Genomic DNA, 18998 nt, shown 5'->3' with positions numbered 1-18998 from the left:
ATATAAGCGCTAATTTTTTATCATAACGACTATTTTTTCCGTAAATTTCCATACTTAACAAATGGAATTCATATGGGTACATTCTTAAATACTCAAGTATCAGAGAACATCTGTTACATTCAATTAGATCGAGGAAAATCCAATGCCATGCATCTGGAGATGATCGAGGAAATCACGACTACTTTCAAATCCCTAAAGGAAGATCCATCCGTTTTTGCTGTTGTCCTTCAAGGTAAGGAAGGTTTCTTTACTTCTGGCTTGGACCTGATCACGCTCTTTCAATACGATGAGGCGCAGATGAAGGCATTCTGGGAGAAGTTTATTGACCTGATCGAAGAATTGGTCTCTTTTCCTAAGCCCTTTATTACGGCGGTTACTGGGCATAGTCCTGCAGGCGGTTGTGTATTGGCGCTTTGCTCCGATTACCGTGTGATGGCAGCTGGTGAATATATCATTGGGTTGAATGAGGTTCCAGTGGGAATCATCGTCCCTAGCAGTATTTTTGAACTATATGCCTTTTGGATCGGTTCAGGTAATGCGGCGCGATTCTTATTGGAAGGAAAGCTATTGACTCCGCAAGAGGCATTGAACGTAGGCTTAGTGGATGAGGTCGTTAATTTTGACCGTATCCAGACGACCGCAGCCAGAAAGGCAAAACAGTATTTACAGTTTGAACCCAACGCTTGGAAAGCTTCGAAATTGAATATTCGCAAGCGTCTATTGGAGCAAGTGCAAGAAACAAAGGGTGCTGCTATTGAGCAGGTCCTAGAGCGCTGGTGGGCACCATCCACAAGGGCAATCTTGAAAGCAATAATCGATAATCTCACTAAAAAATCATAAATATGGCAGTACAAGGAGCTTTACAGCAGGATGCCTTGAAAGGTAAAACAGTGGTAGTAACCGGTGGAGGAACGGGATTGGGCAAGGCGATGTCCATCTATTTTTCGGAACTAGGGGCCAATGTGGTCATCACGAGCCGAAAACTGGACGTACTGGAAGAAACTGCCAAAGAAATCCAGGGCAAAACTGGAAACCCCGTATTGCCGGTTGCCTGTGACATCAGGAATACGGAGGAGATCAAGCTGGTGCGCGAGAAAGCCATCGAAATATTCGGGCAAGTTGATGTATTGGTAAACAATGCTGCCGGGAACTTTATCTCGCCTACGGAACGTTTGTCTGCAAATGCTTTTTCAACCATTATTGATATCGTACTTAAGGGTACTGTGAACTGTACTTTGGAGTTTGGCAAGCATTGGATCGAAAGGAAACAAGCTGCCAACGTTCTGAATATCGTAACGACCTATGCCTTCACGGGATCGGGCTATGTGGTTCCATCGGCAGTTGCAAAAGGGGGCGTGGTAACTTTAACCAAATCCTTGGCTGTGGAATGGGGTAAATATGGGATTCGACATAATGCTATTGCACCGGGACCATTTCCTACGAAGGGGGCTTGGGACCGTCTTTTACCGGGAGAATTGGCCCAGAAATTTGACTTTAAGAACCGAGTTCCATTAAAACGTGTCGGAGAACATCAGGAATTAGCAAATTTGGCAGCTTTCTTGATATCCGATTTTGCAGGTTATATCAATGGGGAAATAATCAGCATAGACGGAGGAGAATGGCTTCAAGGGGCAGGACAGATGAACGGCATGGAAGCCATCCCTTCAGAAATGTGGGACACAATCGAGCAAACTATCCGGAAAAACAACAAATAATCATGATTAAAAATTACGCATTAGGACTGATAGCCTTTATTGCGCTATTAGGTTCTTGTAATAACTCATCAAAAACAGCTACGGCACATCAGGACACGGTAACCCGAGCAAGCCTGAACGAACCGGAAGAAGTCCAACAGATTTCGGAGGTCATCACTCGCTTTGTGCGCGCCTACCTGAGCCAAGACAATGAAAAGATCAATTCCTTGATCCATCCTGAGCATGGCCTTGCCATTATCTATCGCCCGGGCGTGATGGATGACTTCAAATTAGTGGACAGTTTTGATATCCAAAACCCTGTTCCGGAGTCTTACCCTTATACTACCTTTGAGAATGATAAGACTTTGACCTTTGAGGCATTGCCAGAATTTAAATGTGAGACGGATAAATGGACCAAATATGGTTTCTCTAGCGATACGACGGCGACCAGCGTGACGCACTTGTTGGATACCATCATGAAGTACCAAGGTGAATTCAATGAAGCCAAATACGATGAAAAGACCTTGGAAAGGGTTTCAAAATTGGAAGGTGGCAGTTATCGGGTTATTTTAAATCCAACCGATGAACACTTTTTGATTTTCCATGTTAAACAGTTTGAGGGCTCATGGTATGTAACGCTACTGGACCGCTCTTATGGCAACTGCGATGCCTAATAAAAAATTACACTAATATATTTACCTTAAAAAATGTAACCATATGGGTACTCTAGATAAAGAAACACAGGGAAGAATCAATCAATGGCAAACTGATGAATACGATAAGGACACGGTGTCCAAAGTAAAGGCATTAGTTGATAATAATGAAGAAACCGAGTTATTGGATTCGTTCTATAAGGAACTGGAATTCGGCACAGGTGGTCTTCGTGGAATTATGGGCGTGGGATCCAATAGGATGAACAAATACACCATTGGAAAAGCGACCCAAGGCTTGGCCAATTACTTGATCAAGCAATTCCCTAATCAGGAAATCAAAGTTGCAGTATCCTATGATAGCCGAAATAATTCGCAAGAATTCGGTCAGCTGGTTGCTGATGTGTTCTCTGCGAATGGATTTCAGGTTTATCTGTTCAAGGAACTGAGACCGACACCATTGTTATCCTTTGCTGTCCGCCATTTTAAATGCCAAGGTGGTGTGATGTTGACCGCATCTCATAATCCAAAGGAATACAATGGCTATAAGGCTTATTGGAATGATGGTGGCCAATTGGTTGCTCCGCATGATAAAAATGTGATCACGGAAGTGAATGCCATTACTTCTGTAAAAGAGATCAAATTTGATCGAGTAGAGAAGAATATCCACTTGGTTGGAGAGGATTTTGACCAAATCTATATCGATGCGAACAGGAAATTGAGCATCCATCCTGAAGCGGTAAAAGAACAGAGCGACCTGAAGATCGTTTATTCTCCAATCCACGGAACAGGAATTACCCTAGTTCCAAAAATGTTGGAAGCATGGGGATTCAAGAATGTTCAGGTGGTGGAAGATCAGGCTAAACCTGACGGAAACTTCCCGACGGTAGTTTATCCTAACCCAGAAGAGGAAGAAGCAATGTCCAAAGCAATGGCTATGGGACAGGAAATCGATGCCGACGTTGTTATGGCGACGGATCCTGATGCCGACCGAGTTGGGGTGGCAATCAAATTGCCTTCAGGCGAATTCCAATTGATCAATGGTAACCAAATCGGTAGCTTGTTGACTTATTATGTGCTTTCTTCGAAGAAGGACCTTGGTCAATTGAAGGCGAACCAATATATCGTGAAAACCATCGTGACTTCGAACTTATTCTCTGATATCGCGAAGTCTTTTGATGTGAAAAGCTATGAAACGCTTACTGGTTTCAAGTTTATCGGTGAGGTCATGACTAAACTGGAAGGCAAAGAAACTTATTTGGTAGGTGGTGAAGAAAGTTATGGCTTCTTGGTCGGTGACCTAGTGAGGGATAAGGATGCGGTTAACTCTTGTGCCTTTATCTCGGAAATGGCTGCTTATTTCAAAAGCCAAGGGAAATCGCTTTACGATGTGCTATTGAAGCTTTATTTGGACTACGGCTATTACAAAGAAAAACTAATTTCCTTGACCAAAAAAGGGAAGGCTGGAGCTGATGAGATCAAACAAATGATGGCTGATTTACGCGCTGATTTGCCAAAAACACTGGGTGATATTGAAGTGGTTGAGGTTAGGGACTATGAGACTTCAGAAGCTACGGATATGGCGTCTGGTAAGAAGTCTAAGATCGATCTTCCGAAATCGGATGTGCTTCAGTTCATCACCAAAGATGGCGATGTGATCTCTGCTAGGCCTTCTGGAACGGAGCCAAAGATTAAATTTTACTGTTCGGTTAGGGAGAATCTGGAGTTTACTTCTGAATTTGGTCAGATTTCAAACCGTTTGGACGATAAAGTAAGATTAATGATGGCCGATATAGTGAAAGATTAATGGAGAAGTGGAAAACAATTGATTCAAAATACATCATACAACGCCCTTGGGCCACGCTACGCGTCGATAAGCTAGAGATGCCCAATGGCAATATTAAAGAGGAATACTATGTACTGGAATACCCTACTTGGGTGAATATGGTGGCTCTGACGGAAGATAATCAGGTTATCTTCGTCAAGCAGTACCGCCATGGCGCCGGTAAAATCATGGTGGAGCTTCCTGCGGGTGTGGTTGAGGACAATGAGGATCCAGAAATAGCGGCCAGACGGGAGCTGTTGGAAGAAACAGGCTATGCCTTTGATGATATCAGCTATGTCTGTGAGCTTTTTGCCAACCCTGCTACCTCGGGCAATATTACCTATACCTACCTCCTTACTGGAGGAAGAAAAGTACAGGAGCAAGAACTAGATCCTTCGGAAGATATTGAAGTGGTTTTAATGGATCTCCAAGAGGCCAAGCAATTTCTTTTTGACAATAAAATCGGACAGGCGCTCCATAGCTCTGCCCTATTCTATACATTGAAAAAATTAGGCGAGTTATAAGCTCGCCTAACTTTATTCTTTATACCAACCTCTTTACACAATTATTGACGCTGTTTTCGTACCTTTGCCGCATGGCAAGAGAAATTTACGAAACCAAGCGCAAAGCGCTTAAAATCAATCTTAACGCTGATATTTATGGTACATTCGCAGAAATTGGCGCAGGACAGGAAGTCGCTCGTAATTTCTTTGAAGCCGGTGCAGCGTCTGGAACCATTGCAAAGACCATTTCTGCATACGATATGGCATTCTCAGATGCCATCTATGGTATTGAAGAGTCTGGAAGGTACGTGAGCAGAACCCGACTGACCAAAATGCTGGACCATGAATATAGCCTCCTAACCGAGCGTCTTCAAGGCGAGAAATACAGCAGTAAAAAATTCTTTGCTTTTGCCGATACAGTAACCACATTGAATTTTACGAAAACCAATGAACCTCACGGTTGGATCGGAATCCGTTTCCAGCATGAAGTGGATGGACCGACAAACGATATCATCATCCACGTTAGGTTATTGGACAGTGACAATAGATTGCAAACTAAAGTCCTTGGGATTTTAGGGGTAAACCTGGTTTTTGCGGCTTATTATTATGCTGAGAATCCACAGACGATGATCGAGTCCCTAGTGGACAACCTTTCTGTAGGATCGGTAGAAATTGACCTGGTAAAGGTTTCAGGACCACTATTCGCAAATGCTAATGAGCGACTATTGAACCTATACCTGATTGCGAAAGGGTTCTCGAAAGCAGCGATCTTCAAACCAGATGGAAAGGCTGCCCAAATCAAGGATTATCTTTATAAAAAGAACATCATTATCCTTCGTACGAAATACCGTCAGAAATCTAATCCAAACTTTGACCTATTTAACTTAGCCGTGGAGGAGTTCCTGAAAAACACCAAGGCTGTTCCTGAAAATACCGTGGTGCTGATCGAGGTACTGATGGGTAATGTGCTGGATGAAAACAGTGTGATTTCGGATGAGGACTTGATCTATTTCGCTGAACGTGCTGAATATCTATGCTCTACAGGCAACAATATCCTGGTATCCAACTTCAGAAGGAATAACCACTTGGCTGAATTCGTACAGACCTTCAAGCCGAAGCATGTGGGTATTGCAACCAACGTTTCCAACTTGAAAAACATCTTCAATTCGGACAATTACAACAAAGAAAACTATACCAACGAATTGCTAAGCTATATCTCAGGGATGTTTAGCAAGAACGTTAAGCTTTATGCTTACCCGTATTTGGATAAAAAACTAGAGAAAATCGTTACGACGAAAAACCTTCCGGTTTCCCCAGAAGCGAAACCATTGTTTGATTTCTTGATCAACAACAGATACATTGTTGATATCGAGAACTACGATGAGAAATTCGTTAAAACAGTTTAAGAAGAGTAGTATTTAGTAGTAAGTATTTAGTATTTAGACTTGTAGGGCGTCCTAGGTCTAAATACTAAATACTAAATACTTTATACTCTTACAAAAATTTCTTAAAGATCGAATACAGGATCTTAAGGTCGTGTTCAGTTAGGTTGGCGCTAGTGACGTCCATTTGGGTATAATGCTGTTTAAAACCTTTGATGGCAGCATCTAGGTTCTTTACATCATAGCCAATGATCCTTAAGGCAATCTTAGGGTCGAAGCCCATTGGAGGATTTTCCAAGACATCATCATACCAATATCCAAAACCTTTATCAGCTAATACCTTCCAAGGAAACCTTGATGGATCGTTCTTTCTTGTTGGCGCATAGTCCATGTGTCCGATAAAGTTTGCTTGCGGGATCTTATAGGTCTCTTTTAAGTAAGCAAGCAATTGGACCAAGGCATTGATCTGCACTTCTGGCCAAGGGTCACTGATCCCGTTGTTGTCCAATTCGATTCCGATGGATGAGGAATTCAGATCGGTGTCATTTCCCCATCTTCCTAATCCAGCATGGTGTGCACGGTATAGGTCGTTGACCATTTGGACAATCTTTCCGTCCCTACCGATCACATAGTGTGAACTTACGCCTACTTTTTCGTTGTGGAAGGTCCTGACCGTCTGGTCAAGGTCTTTTTGCGCCGTGTGATGGATCATCACATAGTTTGGCTTGCGGACACCGAAATTGGTGGAAGCAATCCATTCTTTATGGTTGGAAGCAATCTTTTCGATCTGTCCTTTTACAGGAGCCTCTTTATAGAGTTCAGAGAAGTCTTTGGCTTTCTTTTTATAGATCTTTTCTGTGCTGGCATATTTCCCTCCTCCACAAGAACTCACTAATGCAGCAAGTGAAAAATAAATGATGTATTTCTTAATCATGTCCCTTTATATCCTTTTGTTAATCATTTTCTTATAAGGCATCGACCACAAACTCGGGGCGATCCATTCCTGGTTCTAATTCAATTATCTGAAGGTTCCTGAACTCCATTTTCGCGCCCTCAGCTTCTAAACAAAGATAACCTTTTCGTTTGGAGGCCAATCGGATACTGTTTACGAATTTACCATTGACTGCCAATTTCACTGTTCCATCCACACAGACCACGGTATACTTATTCCACTCTCCTACTCCGAGGCACCTGTTTTCCAAAGACTTGCTCCTTTCCCCTCTTGGATTATCCGGAGATGCGGTCATCCCACCAGCGCCGAACAATTCTCCATGTACATAGGCAATCGGCTGTTGTTTGCCATCAACGGCGTTGATATTCACCCAATCCAATTCCAACATCTGCACCTCCATACCCATCGGAAGCCTGCTCTTCGGGTCTGCCTTGGCATCGCACCAGACGAAAATCCCGGAGTTGCCTCCCTTCTCCAAATGTCTCCACTCGACATGCATGATAAAGTTCTCATACATCTTCTCCGATCGCACGACTCCAATTGGATTGCCGCTGTTCTGCAAAAGGTTTCCCTTCGCCTTCCATGTGCTATCCGAGGTGTTGACATCAATCCATTGGATCGCCATGCCTTTGGCTTTGGCATTTAAGATGGATTCGTCAAAGCTCTTTTCCACTCCAAACTGGAAGAGTTTCTGCTGTGCTTCTGCAAATTGAGTACCTAAAAGGAATGTTACGAGAATTAATAGATGCGATAGGTTGGTTTTCATGATCAAAATCAGATTTATTTGAAATCCTAAAATAGTAAAAACATAAGAGAAATACCATGCTTAAGGGGTTTAAGCTTGTGTTCTGCATGAAAAGAGAAAGCCTTTACCCGAAATGGGCAAAGGCTTTCCTGATACTTTATATTTTCAGATCTCCTTAGATCTCTGCGTATGCTTCCATCGGAGGGCAAGAACAGATTAAGGTTCTATCTCCTTGGGAATCATTCACACGACCTACCGAAGGCCAGAATTTGTTTACTCTTAAGTATTCGATTGGATAAGCAGCAGTTTGGCGAGAATATGGTCTATCCCAGTCATCACCTGTTACTACCCTTGCAGTATGAGGCGCATTTTTCAATACGTTGTCTTTTTGGTCTGCATCTCCATTCTCAACCGCAGCAATTTCTGAACGGATACCGATCAAGGCATCACAGAATCTATCTAATTCTGGTTTTGACTCGGATTCTGTCGGTTCAACCATTAAAGTACCAGCCACTGGGAATGAAACAGTTGGAGCGTGGAAACCGTAGTCCATCAAACGCTTAGCGATATCTGCCACTTCGATGCCTACATTTTTAAATCCACGGCAATCCAAGATCATCTCGTGTGCACAACGTCCATTCGCACCAGCGTATAATACTGGATAATGTTGCTCTAGGCGAGCTTTGATATAGTTGGCATTCAAGATAGCCGTCTTAGTTGCGTTTGTAAGGCCTTCTCCGCCCATCATAGCGATGTAAGCGTGTGAGATGACCAAGATAGAGGCTGAACCAAATGGAGCCGCTGAAACGGCTGAAATACCCTCTTCTCCTGAGATCTCGATAATCTCATGGTTAGGCAAGAAAGGAACCAAATGTGCTGCTACGCCGATTGGACCCATACCTGGACCACCACCACCGTGAGGAATACAGAAAGTCTTGTGTAAGTTCAAGTGACAAACGTCTGCACCAATGAAGCCTGGGCTAGTCAAACCTACCTGAGCATTCATATTTGCACCGTCCATATATACTTGACCACCATTCTCGTGTATGATATTACAGATCTCAACAATCGGTTCTTCGAATACACCGTGAGTCGATGGATAAGTAACCATCAAAGAATTCAGGTTAGCCGAATGTTCAGTAGCTTTAGCTTTTAAATCTTCAACATCGATATTACCACGATCGTCACATTTAACCACCACCACTTTCAGACCTGCCATAGAAGCAGATGCTGGGTTGGTACCATGCGCTGATGCAGGGATCAAACAGATATTTCTATCGAAATCTCCACGGCTATGGTGATAAGCACGGATTACCATTAATCCAGCGTATTCACCTTGTGCACCAGAGTTTGGTTGGAAAGACATCTTAGCGAATCCTGTGATTTCACATAACCAATCATTCAATTCATTGATCAATTGCATGTAACCAGATGTTTGATCAACTGGTGCAAATGGATGCAATCCACCGAATCTAGCCCAAGTAACTGGAACCATCTCGGTTGTTGCATTCAATTTCATGGTACATGATCCCAATGGAATCATAGAGTGGCATAATGAAAGGTCTTTCGCCTCTAATGATTTGATATAACGAAGCATTTCACTCTCTGAGTGGTAGCTGTTGAATACTGGGTGAGTCAAGTACTCAGAAGATCTTTCTAAGTGCTCCGGAATGGAAGTTCCTAATTCCTTAACGATAGCGTCCATATCCACATCAGTGATGTGCTTGCCCTTAACCTTAGCAAATACTTTCACGATGGTTTGGATATCATCAAAAGTGGTTGTCTCATCGATAGAGATACCTACTGTACCATCTTGGTAGAAGAAGTTAAGTTCATGGTTCAAAGCTTCGCTTTTCAATCCATCAACTTCCTTGCCTACATCAAAACGAAGGGTATCGAAGTAAGATTCATTGACTTGTTTGTAGCCTAATGCTTGGATTGCTTTATCAGCTAATTTTGTCAAGTCATTGATACGGGAAGCGATGTTTTTGATTCCTTTTGGACCGTGGTATACAGCATAGAAGGAAGCCATGATAGCTAACAAAGCTTGTGCTGTACAGATATTTGAAGATGCTTTATCTCTACGGATATGTTGCTCACGAGTTTGAAGCGCCATACGTAGTGCGTATTCTCCGTTTGAATCAGAAGTAACACCAATGATTCTTCCTGGAATATTACGTTTATAAGTGTCTTTAGTTGCAAAGAATGCTGCATGCGGGCCACCAAATCCCATTGGTACACCAAAGCGTTGGGAGTTACCCACAACAACATCAGCACCCCATTCTCCCGGAGGAGTCAACAAAGCCAATGACATTAAGTCTGTACCAACACATACAGTAATGTCTTTATCATGTGCATAGGCCGTAAATTCTTTATAGTCATTTACCGTACCGTCAGCTGCAGGATATTGAATATATGTGGCGTACACATCGTCTGTTAAGTTCTCTACAGTTAAATCAGCAACACGTATCTCAACGCCGAAAGGAACGGCTCTGGTTTGCAATACATCTAATGTTTGAGGATATACGTTTGGAGTTACCAAGAACACATTAGCATCCTTGTTTTTGCGTGTGCTGTACAGCATGAACATACCTTCTGCGGCAGCAGTTGCTTCATCCAATAGGGAAGCATTTGCGATTTCTAAACCAGTTAGGTCTGAAACCATGGTTTGGAAGTTCAATAGGGCTTGCAAACGTCCTTGAGCAATTTCCGCTTGGTAAGGAGTATATTGTGTATACCATCCTGGATTTTCAAATACATTACGTTGGATAACCCCAGGAAGGATCACATCGTTATATCCCTGACCGATATAAGATTTGAATACCTTGTTCTTTTCAGCTATTTGAGCTATTTTTTCCAAATACGCAACCTCACTAAGTGCAGGAGGAAGGTTCAAAGCTTGTTTCTTACGAATCTGTGCAGGAACGGTCTGATCGATCAATTCATCCAAAGAACCCACTGAAAGCACGTTCAACATTTCCTCTACTTGCGCAGAACTTGGACCATTATGGCGATCCTCAAATTTTTCTTGGTAAAATATGTTACTCATTTTAAGTATTAATTGTAACTTTTGAGACTGATTAACTATCTGTTATCCAAAATATTTCAACAGGATTTCTGTGTAAAAATTTTGATGTGCAAAGATACGCTTTTTATAGGTAATTTTAAGGAGTCCACCCGCTCGAAAAACTTTTATTAACACATCAATCGATTGCACATTTCTTTAAATTCCAAACAACAATAGCAGCAATATTTTATCAATGTAACATCCGTTAGGTCCTTTTGCTTCAAAAGACCTAAATGCAATTCCTGTTATACCTGGGGCGGCTAATGGAAGAATTGACACAGCCATTAAAAAAAAGGCAAATAAACCTCAAAAACATTCCATTTTCTGCATTGAACACCCCTGATTTCATACTTTAATTCCAGCATTAAAGCTCTTGATGTTAAATATTTACAATAATTTTCATCGGCAATTTTAAGATAGGAATCTTTACTAATTTAGGCCTGAATCAATTAATAAATTATATGCTTAAATTAAACGTGAGGAATGAATCCGATCGCTTGAGCGCTGTAATTCTAGGGATTGCCAATCACAATGGTCCGACTCCCACAGCAGCAGAAGCTTATGACCCCAAGTCATTGGAACATATCCTCGCAGGTACTTACCCCACTGAGCCAGACATGGTTCATGAACTTGACCAGTTCAAACAGGTTCTCAATAAATATGGAGTAGAGGTCTATCGTCCGGAAACAATCCCCAACCTTAATCAAATCTTTACGAGAGATATAGGTTTTGTCATTGATGATTACTTCGTGAAATCCAATATCCTGCCCGATAGAGCAGAGGAATGGGAAGCCATCCTGTACATTATCGATCAAATTGACCCCGAAAAGCTGATCACCGCCCCTGAACACATCCATATGGAAGGCGGAGATGTGATCCTCTGGAAAGATTATGTCTTTATCGGAACCTATTCCGGCGCGGATTATTCTGAAATAAACACCGCTAGGACAAACCATCAAGGTGTTGAGTTCATCAAGGAGAAATTCCCAAATAAAACGGTAATGGGTTTTGATCTGATCAAATCCATGACAGATCCTCGTTCAAATGCCTTACACTTGGATTGCTGCTTTCAGCCGATTGGCGAAAATAAAGCCATAATATATCCAGGCGGGTTCAGAAACCAAGAAGACTTTGAGTTCTTGCTGGAATTGTTTTCTGAAGAGAATGTATTCCAAATCACTGCAGATGAAATGTACCAGATGTTCTCAAATGTCTTTTCCATCTCCCCTACAGTCATCGTTAGTGAGCAAAGATTTGCAAGGCTGAACAATTGGCTCCGAGAACAGAATTTCATTGTGGAGGAAATCCCTTATCATGAAATCGGAAAACAGGAAGGTCTCTTGCGCTGCTCAACCCTACCTCTAATCAGAAAATAGCCATGCAAACAACAAATACAATCTTAATGGTTCGCCCTTTCTACTTCCGTAGAAATGAAGAAACGGCTGTAAATAACTTCTTCCAAGCGAAAAATGAACGCAACGACAGGCTTTCTGACCTTGCGGTCACTGAGTTTGACAACTTTGTCAGCATCCTTAAAAATGCAGGTGTCAAGGTTTTTGTTGTTCAGGACCCTGGCAAATTAGATACCCCCGACAGCATCTTCCCTAACAATGTCATTTCATTCCATGTCAATAAGAGCATTATCTACCCAATGTTTGCTGAAAACAGAAGAAATGAAAGACAATTAAATTATTTAGGAAAACTGGACCAAGCGGGAACTCATTACGAAACGGTTCAAGACTATACCACTTACGAAGACCAGAACAAGTTCTTGGAAGGCACAGGCTCCATGATCTTGGACAGGGTAAACAAGATTGCCTACTGCTCCTTATCTGACCGCGCAAATGAAGAACTATTCCATATATTCTGCAAGGATCAAGGTTATACGCCTTTGGTTTTCCATTCCACACAGCAGGTTGGCGAAGCCTACCTTCCAATCTACCACAGCAATGTGATGATGTCCGTAGGCACAAACTTCAGTCTGATCTGTTTGGAGGTAATTAGGAATCCGGAGGAAAGGGAATTGCTGGTTTCAAGCTTGAAAAACACAGGCAAAGAAATCATAGTGATCACGGAAGATCAAATGAATCATTTTGCTGGAAATATTTTGGAAGTCAGGAACATTGATGGTGATCCGATAATCTGTATGAGCACCCAAGCCTTCGAGTCCTTTGAGGAGGAACAGATTGAAGCGCTAGAAAAGCACGGCAGGATAGTCCATGCACCTTTGTTTAGTATTGAAAAATATGGTGGCGGAAGCGCCAGATGTATGATGGCTGAGGTTTTTTAACCTCAGCTATTAAAAACTGTCCTTAGCAATTTCCCTTCTCACCCTACTCAAGCTCTCGGGCGTAATGCCCAGATAGGATGCAATCATCCATTGCGGTACTCGCAACAGCAGATTAGGATAGAGTTCGATAAATTCCAAATAGCGTTCTTTGGCAGTCATCGCCAATAAAGAATTGATCCTGCGCTGAAGGTAATACACACTCCTCTGTAGGGACCTCTCAGTAAACATGGCAAATTCTAATCGTAATTTTGCCGCCTCAGCGAAGAACTTCGGATGCAAAAACACGACCTTACTCGGCTCAATCGCCTTGATATAATACAAGGAAGGCTCATCAAAATAAACACTCGAGCGATCACCCATCAACCAATTCTCTGGAGCAAACTGGAGAATGTGCTCCACACCCTTTTCATCCAAGGACAAAAACTGCAATAGACCTTCTTCCACAAACAAAAAGTGCTTGCACACCTCTCCTGCCCTCAAAATATATTGATTGTGCGATAATTCCCTAAACTCAAAAAAAGGAAGCAGCTGTTCGAAATCACTATCCGTCAAAAAAGCTTTTTCTGTATAGTATTTATAGAAATTACTCTTCAATAACTCTTCCATTTGCATATTAATATAGTATAGTGAATTTAAAGTCTAATGGGTTAAAAGTCTTAACAAGGTCAGGGATCAGTTCCTTTCCATGTTTCAGATATAGCTCAGCGAAATTATCGGTTCGCTCCTGCAGAGCGCCTCCAGGAAAGAGTTTTTCCTTGATTCTGTCGATCTGTATCAAGGCATCCTGATGGTTCCTTTTCTCGGCTTTCAGCAGTTTCTTCTCTAGATTATTGACTGCTTTTTTCAGTCTCGCCTTGACCGCATCAGTACTCGGCCCTAAACTAGGGTCAATCTTATGCGCTCTCAACTTTATCTTTCCGAATATAGCATTGAACTCCATCCATTCATCCTGCAAATTCAACCGATGCTTGGTAATCCGCTTCACATAATCCTTCTTCAAAGTCTCAGAAGGCTTAAAGATGCTCTTGAAAGTAAAGTCTAATCTAAAGATTTTACCAGCCATCTGATCATCAGTGATCAAAGCAGAATTACGAGGGATTAAAATAGGAAATGGCACCTTATACTGATCAAAATTAGCTTTTAACTGCAACCAATAGACAATTTCAGCTCCTCCACCAATATAGGCCAAGTTCGGAAGGATGACCTCTTCATACATGGGGCGCATCACGACATTCGGACTAAATCTTTCCGGATGTGCATGGATCTCCTTCTTGATCTCCTCTTCGGTAAAATATATCCCTTGATGCAAAATCTCAAATTTCCCATCCTCCGTACGAACGATCCTTTCCCGGAAATCATCCGTTAGATAGAAAAAGTTGATCTCACGAGAATGAACCTGAGTCGCAAAACCCTTATCCTTTAATTGCTCAGAAGTCTTTTCAATAGCTTTAAAGCTCTTTTCTTTCAGAATATCCTCCTCCATGATTGGAGCGAATAATTTCTTTAATTCCTTACGGTCCGCGTCAATAATGATCAGACCATATTGCTTAAACAGGGAATTAACAAAGGTTCTGGTGGCATCTGCCAAATTCAGCCCTTTCAAATAAGCCTCTTCCACAAGCTCGGTTAGCTCCGTTGCATTATCAGAAAGCCCAAAGGTATTGCAGTATTGTTTAACGGTATCCACGATACTCGCCGTATCCATTCGACCGGTCGCCGAGTGCGATTCCACATCCCAAAGAATCTTTTTGCCAAAAGCCTTGGTATGGTTTATTTCCTCGAAATCATGATCTTCCGTCGCCATCCAATACACCGGTACAAACTCATTTTCAGGAAATTCCTTCTTCAAGTCCTGAGCCAATTTAATGGCAGTCACGATCTTGAAAATAAAGTATAAAGGTCCCGTGAATATATTTAATTGGTGGCCAGTGGTAACTGTATAGGTGTTATTATCCTTTAATCGGATGATGTTCTGCGCCACTTCCGGAGAGGAAGACAACAGATCTCCATATTGATCAGTTAAAATTTTAGTTAATAATTCCCGATGTGCAAACCCTTTCTTTTTGCCGATCTGATCCTTAAAACCCGCTATATCAGGCTTATTTCCATAAAATGGAGCAAGATGCTCATTATGGTTCAGATAGGCAATTAAGGTTTTGGAGAAACTATTAGTGTCGCTGTAATCAATATATGTGGCTTTCATCTACCTCTTTTAAACTTTTACAAATGTATAGGCATTTAGTATACAAAATACAAAAATTTAAAATAAGCCCGACTAGTTGCCACAAATGTTATAGTTATTTGACAATATTTCCGTACAAGTCAAAGTCTTCTGCACGGTCAACCTTCACCTGAACAAAGTCTCCAATGCGGGCATAGTTGGATTTCGCTTCCAATACCACCTCATTGTCAACCTCAGGAGAATCATATTCAGTCCTACCGATAAAATAATCACCGTCTACCCTATCCACCAACACTTTATAGGTATTTCCAACTTTATCTTGATTGATTTCATAAGAAATTCCTTGCTGAACTTCCATGATCTGATCCACACGATCCTGTTTTACTTCCTCAGGCACATCGTCCTCAAGGCTATGCGCATGTGTTTTTTCTTCATGCGAATAAGTAAAACAACCCAAACGATCAAATCTGGTTTCCTCTACCCACTCCAACATTTCCTGGAAGTCTCCTTCCGTCTCTCCTGGATAACCACAGATCAATGTTGTTCTCAAAGCAATATCAGGAACTTTATCACGGATTTTGTTTACTAGATCGATCTGCTTTTGTTTGCTTGTTCCTCTACGCATAGAAGTCAGCATGCGATCCGAGATATGCTGCAATGGCATATCCAAGTAGTTACAGATATTGGAACGTTCGTTCATGGCATCCAAGATATCCATCGGGAAACCGGAAGGATAAGCATATTGCAAACGGATCCAATCAATTCCTTCCACATCCGATAAATGGCGCAACAGGTCCGATAAATTACGTTTACCGTAAATATCCAGCCCATAATAAGTCAGATCCTGAGCGATCAAGATCAACTCTTTGGTACCATTAGAAGCCAAGAATTTAGCCTCTTTTACCAGATCATCAATAGATTTAGACACATGCTTTCCTCGCATCAATGGGATGGCACAGAATGAACAAGGCCTATTACAGCCTTCCGCAATCTTGAAATAAGAAAAATGGGAAGGGGTCGTCAATAGACGCTCACCAAGTAATTCATGTCTATAGTCCGCACCGATACTGGAAAGAAGATCAGGAAGATCATTCGTTCCAAAAAAAGCATCCACATTAGGGATTTCAGATTGCAATTCCGGCTTGTATCGTTCTGATAAACAACCCGTAACAATTACTTTATTAACTTTCCCTTGGTCTTTTAATTCTGAAAATTGAAGGATGGTGTCAATGGATTCCTGTTTGGCATTATCGATAAAACCACAGGTATTGATCACCACGATATCATTAATTTGGATATTGGAAGCTTCGTGGACTACTTCCATCTGATTGCCCTTTAATTGGCCCATCAGCACCTCGCTATCATGTATGTTTTTAGAGCAGCCTAAGGTCACCACGTTCACACGTGGCTTTGCCTGTACAGGAGCCGTTTTTGATTGTTTCGTTTTCATATTATACTGTAGCCTACTTGAATAGTGAGTCTACAAATTCTTTTTTGTTAAATAACTGCAAATCACCGATCTTCTCTCCCACTCCAATGTATTTAACCGGAATTTTAAACTGATCCGAGATCCCTATGACAACACCACCCTTGGCCGTACCGTCCAATTTTGTCAAAGCCAAAGCATTGACATCCGTTGCTTGAGTAAATTGAGTCGCTTGTTCAATCGCATTTTGACCAGTTGAAGCATCCAATACCAATAAAATTTCATGAGGAGCATCAGGAATAACCTTTTGCATCACATTTTTGATCTTGGTCAACTCGTTCATCAGCCCCACTTTATTATGAAGCCTACCAGCAGTATCTATTATGGCCACATCATCTCCATTCGCTACAGCGGACTTTACGGTGTCAAAAGCAACCGATGCAGGATCTGAACCCATTGGCTGTGCAACAACGCGCACACCAACCCGATCACCCCACAATTGGATTTGATCTACCGCAGCAGCCCTGAAAGTATCAGCAGCACCAAGTACCACCTTGTTTCCTGCTTCTTTCAGTTGATGCGCAAGCTTTCCGATTGTTGTGGTCTTACCTACTCCATTTACCCCTACTACCATGATCACGTATGGCTTTTGGTTGCCATATTCAAATGATTCAAAGTCATTGCTGTTGTTTTCAGCCAATAAACCTTGAATTTCATCCTTCAACAGACGATTCAGGTCATCCGTAGTGACATATTTGTCCTGAGCAGCACGCTTTTGGATACGGTCTACAATCTTTAGGGTTGTCGTAACGCCTACATCAGATGTTACCAGAACCTCCTCCAAATTATCCAACACTTCGTCATCAATGGTAGACTTCCCTACTACTGCTTTCGTAATCTTGGAGAAAAAACCTTCCTTGGTTTTCTCTAAACCTTTGTCCAAAGCCTCTTGAGCTTCAGGTGTCTCTTGCTTCTTTTTAAAAAAATCAAATAATCCCATGATGGATGTGTTATAGATAAAGGATCTGAATCGTATCAAAGATACTTAAATACAGGATACTAAAAAAGCCCTTTTGGTGCTCCCAAAACGGCTAATTATAAGATTTTTAAAGAAAAACTTTAAAAAAAGGAATATCTAACTGCTTATTTAGAAGCCGCAGCAACAACCTCTTTTACTTTGTCATTGTGTACCATACTTTCTTTGAAAGTATAAGCGCCAGTTTTTGCAGATTTTGTAGTGATAATTACTTTAGTAAACTCTTTACCACCACCTTTTTGTAATGATGCAACTGCTTTCTTTGCCATGGTATTATATTTTTAATATGGACCTTAAAGACCCAATCCGTTAATTACTTAATTTCTTTGTGAACTGTTACTTTTCTCAATACAGGGTTGAATTTTTTCAACTCCAAACGCTCAGTTGTGTTCTTTTTGTTCTTTGTGGTAATGTAACGAGACATTCCTGGAAGACCACTTTCTTTGTGCTCAGTACATTCTAAGATAACTTGTACTCTATTTCCTTTTTTTGCCATTGCCTTACTTTATTTAAACCCTCACGGGTGAATTTCATGATTCTATTTTCTGCTGATATAACAGGCTACTATCTATTAAATGTGACCTTTTTTAATAAACTTGTCGATAGCTGCTGTAATACCGTTCTTGTTGATGGTTTTAATAGCCGAAGTAGATACCTTTAGAGTAATCCAACGATCTTCTTCTGGAATATAAAAACGCTTGGTCTGTAAATTAGGATAGAATTTACGCTTAGTCTTAACGTTCGAGTGTGATACGTTATTTCCCTTTAATGCCGTCTTGCCTGTTAAATCACAAATTCTTGACATGATATTCGATTTTTTATTGTTGTTCTAATTCAATTATCGTTCCTCAGAAACGAGTGTGCAAATATCTATATTTCTTTTGGGAAATACAATAATAAATAGCGAATTATTTTAAAATAATCTAGGAATAGGGCAGAAGTCAACAAAAATACTGTATTTTGCATTATATTTTGCGCCACGGCTCATAATAGTTTTCAACAATTCACAATGAACAAGTATTTATTACGAGGATTAGCTTTCACTTTGCTGGGAATAATCTGTATCTATTATGGTACCATCCTCATGGAATCCGACAACGTTTGGTATAAACCGCTCCTTGTTGTCGGCGTAGTCGCTTTCGGATTCGGCTTTATTACCTTTATTTATCGCTTGTTCAGAAAGATCGACCGTAATTCACTTTTGGACGATAGAAAATCCAAGAAGAACAAAAAATAGGGTAGAACC

Annotated in this window: 19 protein-coding genes; 9 read left to right on the top strand and 10 right to left on the bottom strand. The window is 41.3% G+C overall.

All coding sequences use genetic code 11. The annotated features are described in order from the left end of the window. Positions 1 to 72 precede the first annotated feature (72 nt). The 6 genes from CKW03_RS00265 to CKW03_RS00240 all read left to right on the top strand — a co-directional run bounded on the left by CKW03_RS00265 (position 73) and on the right by CKW03_RS00240 (position 6078). On the top strand, positions 73 to 840 hold the full coding sequence (locus tag CKW03_RS00265; RefSeq protein WP_093100041.1) for an enoyl-CoA hydratase/isomerase family protein: 768 nt from the start codon (positions 73 to 75) through the stop codon (positions 838 to 840). A gap of 2 nt (positions 841 to 842) precedes the next feature. Beyond that, the gene (locus CKW03_RS00260) at positions 843 to 1715 is read left to right on the top strand and encodes an SDR family oxidoreductase (protein ID WP_093100039.1); all 873 of its coding nucleotides are present in this window, start codon (positions 843 to 845) and stop codon (positions 1713 to 1715) included. 2 nt (positions 1716 to 1717) lie between these two features. Continuing rightward, complete coding sequence (locus tag CKW03_RS00255) at positions 1718 to 2368, top strand: hypothetical protein (RefSeq protein WP_093100038.1); 651 nt, start codon at positions 1718 to 1720, stop codon at positions 2366 to 2368. Between the two features lie 43 nt (positions 2369 to 2411). Continuing rightward, positions 2412 to 4151, top strand: a complete 1740-nt coding sequence (locus tag CKW03_RS00250; protein ID WP_093100037.1) for a phospho-sugar mutase — start codon at positions 2412 to 2414, stop codon at positions 4149 to 4151. Then, positions 4151 to 4693 (top strand): NUDIX hydrolase, encoded by a 543-nt coding sequence (locus CKW03_RS00245; RefSeq protein ID WP_093100035.1) that lies wholly within the window; start codon positions 4151 to 4153, stop codon positions 4691 to 4693. The genes CKW03_RS00250 and CKW03_RS00245 overlap by 1 nt, the downstream gene beginning before the upstream one ends. Positions 4694 to 4764: 71 nt before the next feature. Next, positions 4765 to 6078, top strand: a complete 1314-nt coding sequence (locus tag CKW03_RS00240; RefSeq protein WP_093100034.1) for a nicotinamide mononucleotide adenylyltransferase — start codon at positions 4765 to 4767, stop codon at positions 6076 to 6078. Positions 6079 to 6166: 88 nt separating this feature from the next. Here the strand turns inward: CKW03_RS00240 and CKW03_RS00235 are convergent, their stop codons facing one another. The 3 genes from CKW03_RS00235 to gcvP form a co-directional block, all read right to left on the bottom strand. Then, positions 6167 to 6988, bottom strand: a complete 822-nt coding sequence (locus CKW03_RS00235) for an N-acetylmuramoyl-L-alanine amidase (protein WP_093100032.1) — start codon at positions 6986 to 6988, stop codon at positions 6167 to 6169. 31 nt (positions 6989 to 7019) lie between these two features. Further along, a complete protein-coding gene (locus CKW03_RS00230) occupies positions 7020 to 7772 on the bottom strand; it encodes a 3-keto-disaccharide hydrolase (protein ID WP_093100031.1) in 753 nt (250 codons plus the stop codon). A gap of 154 nt (positions 7773 to 7926) precedes the next feature. Further along, on the bottom strand, positions 7927 to 10800 hold the full coding sequence (gcvP, locus tag CKW03_RS00225) for an aminomethyl-transferring glycine dehydrogenase (RefSeq protein ID WP_093100029.1): 2874 nt from the start codon (positions 10798 to 10800) through the stop codon (positions 7927 to 7929). Positions 10801 to 11279: 479 nt separating this feature from the next. Between gcvP and CKW03_RS00220 the strand changes: the two genes are divergently transcribed. After that, positions 11280 to 12194: a dimethylarginine dimethylaminohydrolase family protein gene (locus tag CKW03_RS00220; protein ID WP_093100028.1), complete on the top strand. Its 915-nt coding sequence runs from the start codon at positions 11280 to 11282 to the stop codon at positions 12192 to 12194. Between the two features lie 2 nt (positions 12195 to 12196). Further along, positions 12197 to 13108 (top strand): citrulline utilization hydrolase CtlX, encoded by a 912-nt coding sequence (ctlX, locus tag CKW03_RS00215; RefSeq protein ID WP_093100026.1) that lies wholly within the window; start codon positions 12197 to 12199, stop codon positions 13106 to 13108. Positions 13109 to 13117: 9 nt separating this feature from the next. On the opposite strand, the gene CKW03_RS00210 is transcribed toward ctlX, so the two are convergent. From CKW03_RS00210 to rpmB, 7 genes are all read right to left on the bottom strand, one after another. Continuing rightward, a complete protein-coding gene (locus CKW03_RS00210) occupies positions 13118 to 13714 on the bottom strand; it encodes a Crp/Fnr family transcriptional regulator (RefSeq protein ID WP_093100190.1) in 597 nt (198 codons plus the stop codon). A gap of 7 nt (positions 13715 to 13721) precedes the next feature. Beyond that, a complete protein-coding gene (gene bshC, locus CKW03_RS00205; RefSeq protein ID WP_093100025.1) occupies positions 13722 to 15311 on the bottom strand; it encodes a bacillithiol biosynthesis cysteine-adding enzyme BshC in 1590 nt (529 codons plus the stop codon). Between the two features lie 94 nt (positions 15312 to 15405). Further along, positions 15406 to 16740, bottom strand: coding sequence for a 30S ribosomal protein S12 methylthiotransferase RimO (gene rimO / locus CKW03_RS00200; protein ID WP_093100023.1), 1335 nt, complete (start codon positions 16738 to 16740; stop codon positions 15406 to 15408). Between the two features lie 13 nt (positions 16741 to 16753). Beyond that, complete coding sequence (ftsY, locus tag CKW03_RS00195; RefSeq protein ID WP_093100022.1) at positions 16754 to 17716, bottom strand: signal recognition particle-docking protein FtsY; 963 nt, start codon at positions 17714 to 17716, stop codon at positions 16754 to 16756. Between the two features lie 143 nt (positions 17717 to 17859). After that, positions 17860 to 18021, bottom strand: coding sequence for a DUF4295 domain-containing protein (locus CKW03_RS00190; RefSeq protein WP_093100020.1), 162 nt, complete (start codon positions 18019 to 18021; stop codon positions 17860 to 17862). A gap of 44 nt (positions 18022 to 18065) precedes the next feature. Next, positions 18066 to 18248, bottom strand: coding sequence for a 50S ribosomal protein L33 (rpmG, locus tag CKW03_RS00185; RefSeq protein ID WP_002998409.1), 183 nt, complete (start codon positions 18246 to 18248; stop codon positions 18066 to 18068). A 75-nt stretch (positions 18249 to 18323) separates the two neighbouring features. Further along, complete coding sequence (rpmB, locus tag CKW03_RS00180; protein ID WP_093100019.1) at positions 18324 to 18557, bottom strand: 50S ribosomal protein L28; 234 nt, start codon at positions 18555 to 18557, stop codon at positions 18324 to 18326. Positions 18558 to 18761: 204 nt separating this feature from the next. Here rpmB and CKW03_RS00175 point away from each other — a divergent pair, with 204 nt between their 5' ends. Beyond that, positions 18762 to 18989, top strand: a complete 228-nt coding sequence (locus CKW03_RS00175) for an alpha-amylase family protein (protein ID WP_093100017.1) — start codon at positions 18762 to 18764, stop codon at positions 18987 to 18989. Positions 18990 to 18998: the final 9 nt, after the last annotated feature.

Origin of the sequence: Sphingobacterium mizutaii (assembly GCF_900187125.1) — a bacterium.
Classification (GTDB): domain Bacteria; phylum Bacteroidota; class Bacteroidia; order Sphingobacteriales; family Sphingobacteriaceae; genus Sphingobacterium; species Sphingobacterium mizutaii.
The sequence above is the reverse complement of the archived record's forward strand: the minus strand, read 5'-3'. Positions and strand labels throughout refer to the sequence as shown.

What these genes read in the sequence shown, in the direction of transcription:
- CKW03_RS00265 (WP_093100041.1), top strand. Translation starts at nt 73, where the DNA reads ATGGGTACATTCTTAAATACTCAAGTATCAGAGAACATCTGTTACATT.
- CKW03_RS00260 (WP_093100039.1), top strand. Translation starts at nt 843, where the DNA reads ATGGCAGTACAAGGAGCTTTACAGCAGGATGCCTTGAAAGGTAAAACA.
- CKW03_RS00255 (WP_093100038.1), top strand. Translation starts at nt 1,718, where the DNA reads ATGATTAAAAATTACGCATTAGGACTGATAGCCTTTATTGCGCTATTA.
- CKW03_RS00250 (WP_093100037.1), top strand. Translation starts at nt 2,412, where the DNA reads ATGGGTACTCTAGATAAAGAAACACAGGGAAGAATCAATCAATGGCAA.
- CKW03_RS00245 (WP_093100035.1), top strand. Translation starts at nt 4,151, where the DNA reads ATGGAGAAGTGGAAAACAATTGATTCAAAATACATCATACAACGCCCT.
- CKW03_RS00240 (WP_093100034.1), top strand. Translation starts at nt 4,765, where the DNA reads ATGGCAAGAGAAATTTACGAAACCAAGCGCAAAGCGCTTAAAATCAAT.
- CKW03_RS00235 (WP_093100032.1), bottom strand. Translation starts at nt 6,988, where the DNA reads ATGATTAAGAAATACATCATTTATTTTTCACTTGCTGCATTAGTGAGT.
- CKW03_RS00230 (WP_093100031.1), bottom strand. Translation starts at nt 7,772, where the DNA reads ATGAAAACCAACCTATCGCATCTATTAATTCTCGTAACATTCCTTTTA.
- gcvP (WP_093100029.1), bottom strand. Translation starts at nt 10,800, where the DNA reads ATGAGTAACATATTTTACCAAGAAAAATTTGAGGATCGCCATAATGGT.
- CKW03_RS00220 (WP_093100028.1), top strand. Translation starts at nt 11,280, where the DNA reads ATGCTTAAATTAAACGTGAGGAATGAATCCGATCGCTTGAGCGCTGTA.
- ctlX (WP_093100026.1), top strand. Translation starts at nt 12,197, where the DNA reads ATGCAAACAACAAATACAATCTTAATGGTTCGCCCTTTCTACTTCCGT.
- CKW03_RS00210 (WP_093100190.1), bottom strand. Translation starts at nt 13,714, where the DNA reads ATGGAAGAGTTATTGAAGAGTAATTTCTATAAATACTATACAGAAAAA.
- bshC (WP_093100025.1), bottom strand. Translation starts at nt 15,311, where the DNA reads ATGAAAGCCACATATATTGATTACAGCGACACTAATAGTTTCTCCAAA.
- rimO (WP_093100023.1), bottom strand. Translation starts at nt 16,740, where the DNA reads ATGAAAACGAAACAATCAAAAACGGCTCCTGTACAGGCAAAGCCACGT.
- ftsY (WP_093100022.1), bottom strand. Translation starts at nt 17,716, where the DNA reads ATGGGATTATTTGATTTTTTTAAAAAGAAGCAAGAGACACCTGAAGCT.
- CKW03_RS00190 (WP_093100020.1), bottom strand. Translation starts at nt 18,021, where the DNA reads ATGGCAAAGAAAGCAGTTGCATCATTACAAAAAGGTGGTGGTAAAGAG.
- rpmG (WP_002998409.1), bottom strand. Translation starts at nt 18,248, where the DNA reads ATGGCAAAAAAAGGAAATAGAGTACAAGTTATCTTAGAATGTACTGAG.
- rpmB (WP_093100019.1), bottom strand. Translation starts at nt 18,557, where the DNA reads ATGTCAAGAATTTGTGATTTAACAGGCAAGACGGCATTAAAGGGAAAT.
- CKW03_RS00175 (WP_093100017.1), top strand. Translation starts at nt 18,762, where the DNA reads ATGAACAAGTATTTATTACGAGGATTAGCTTTCACTTTGCTGGGAATA.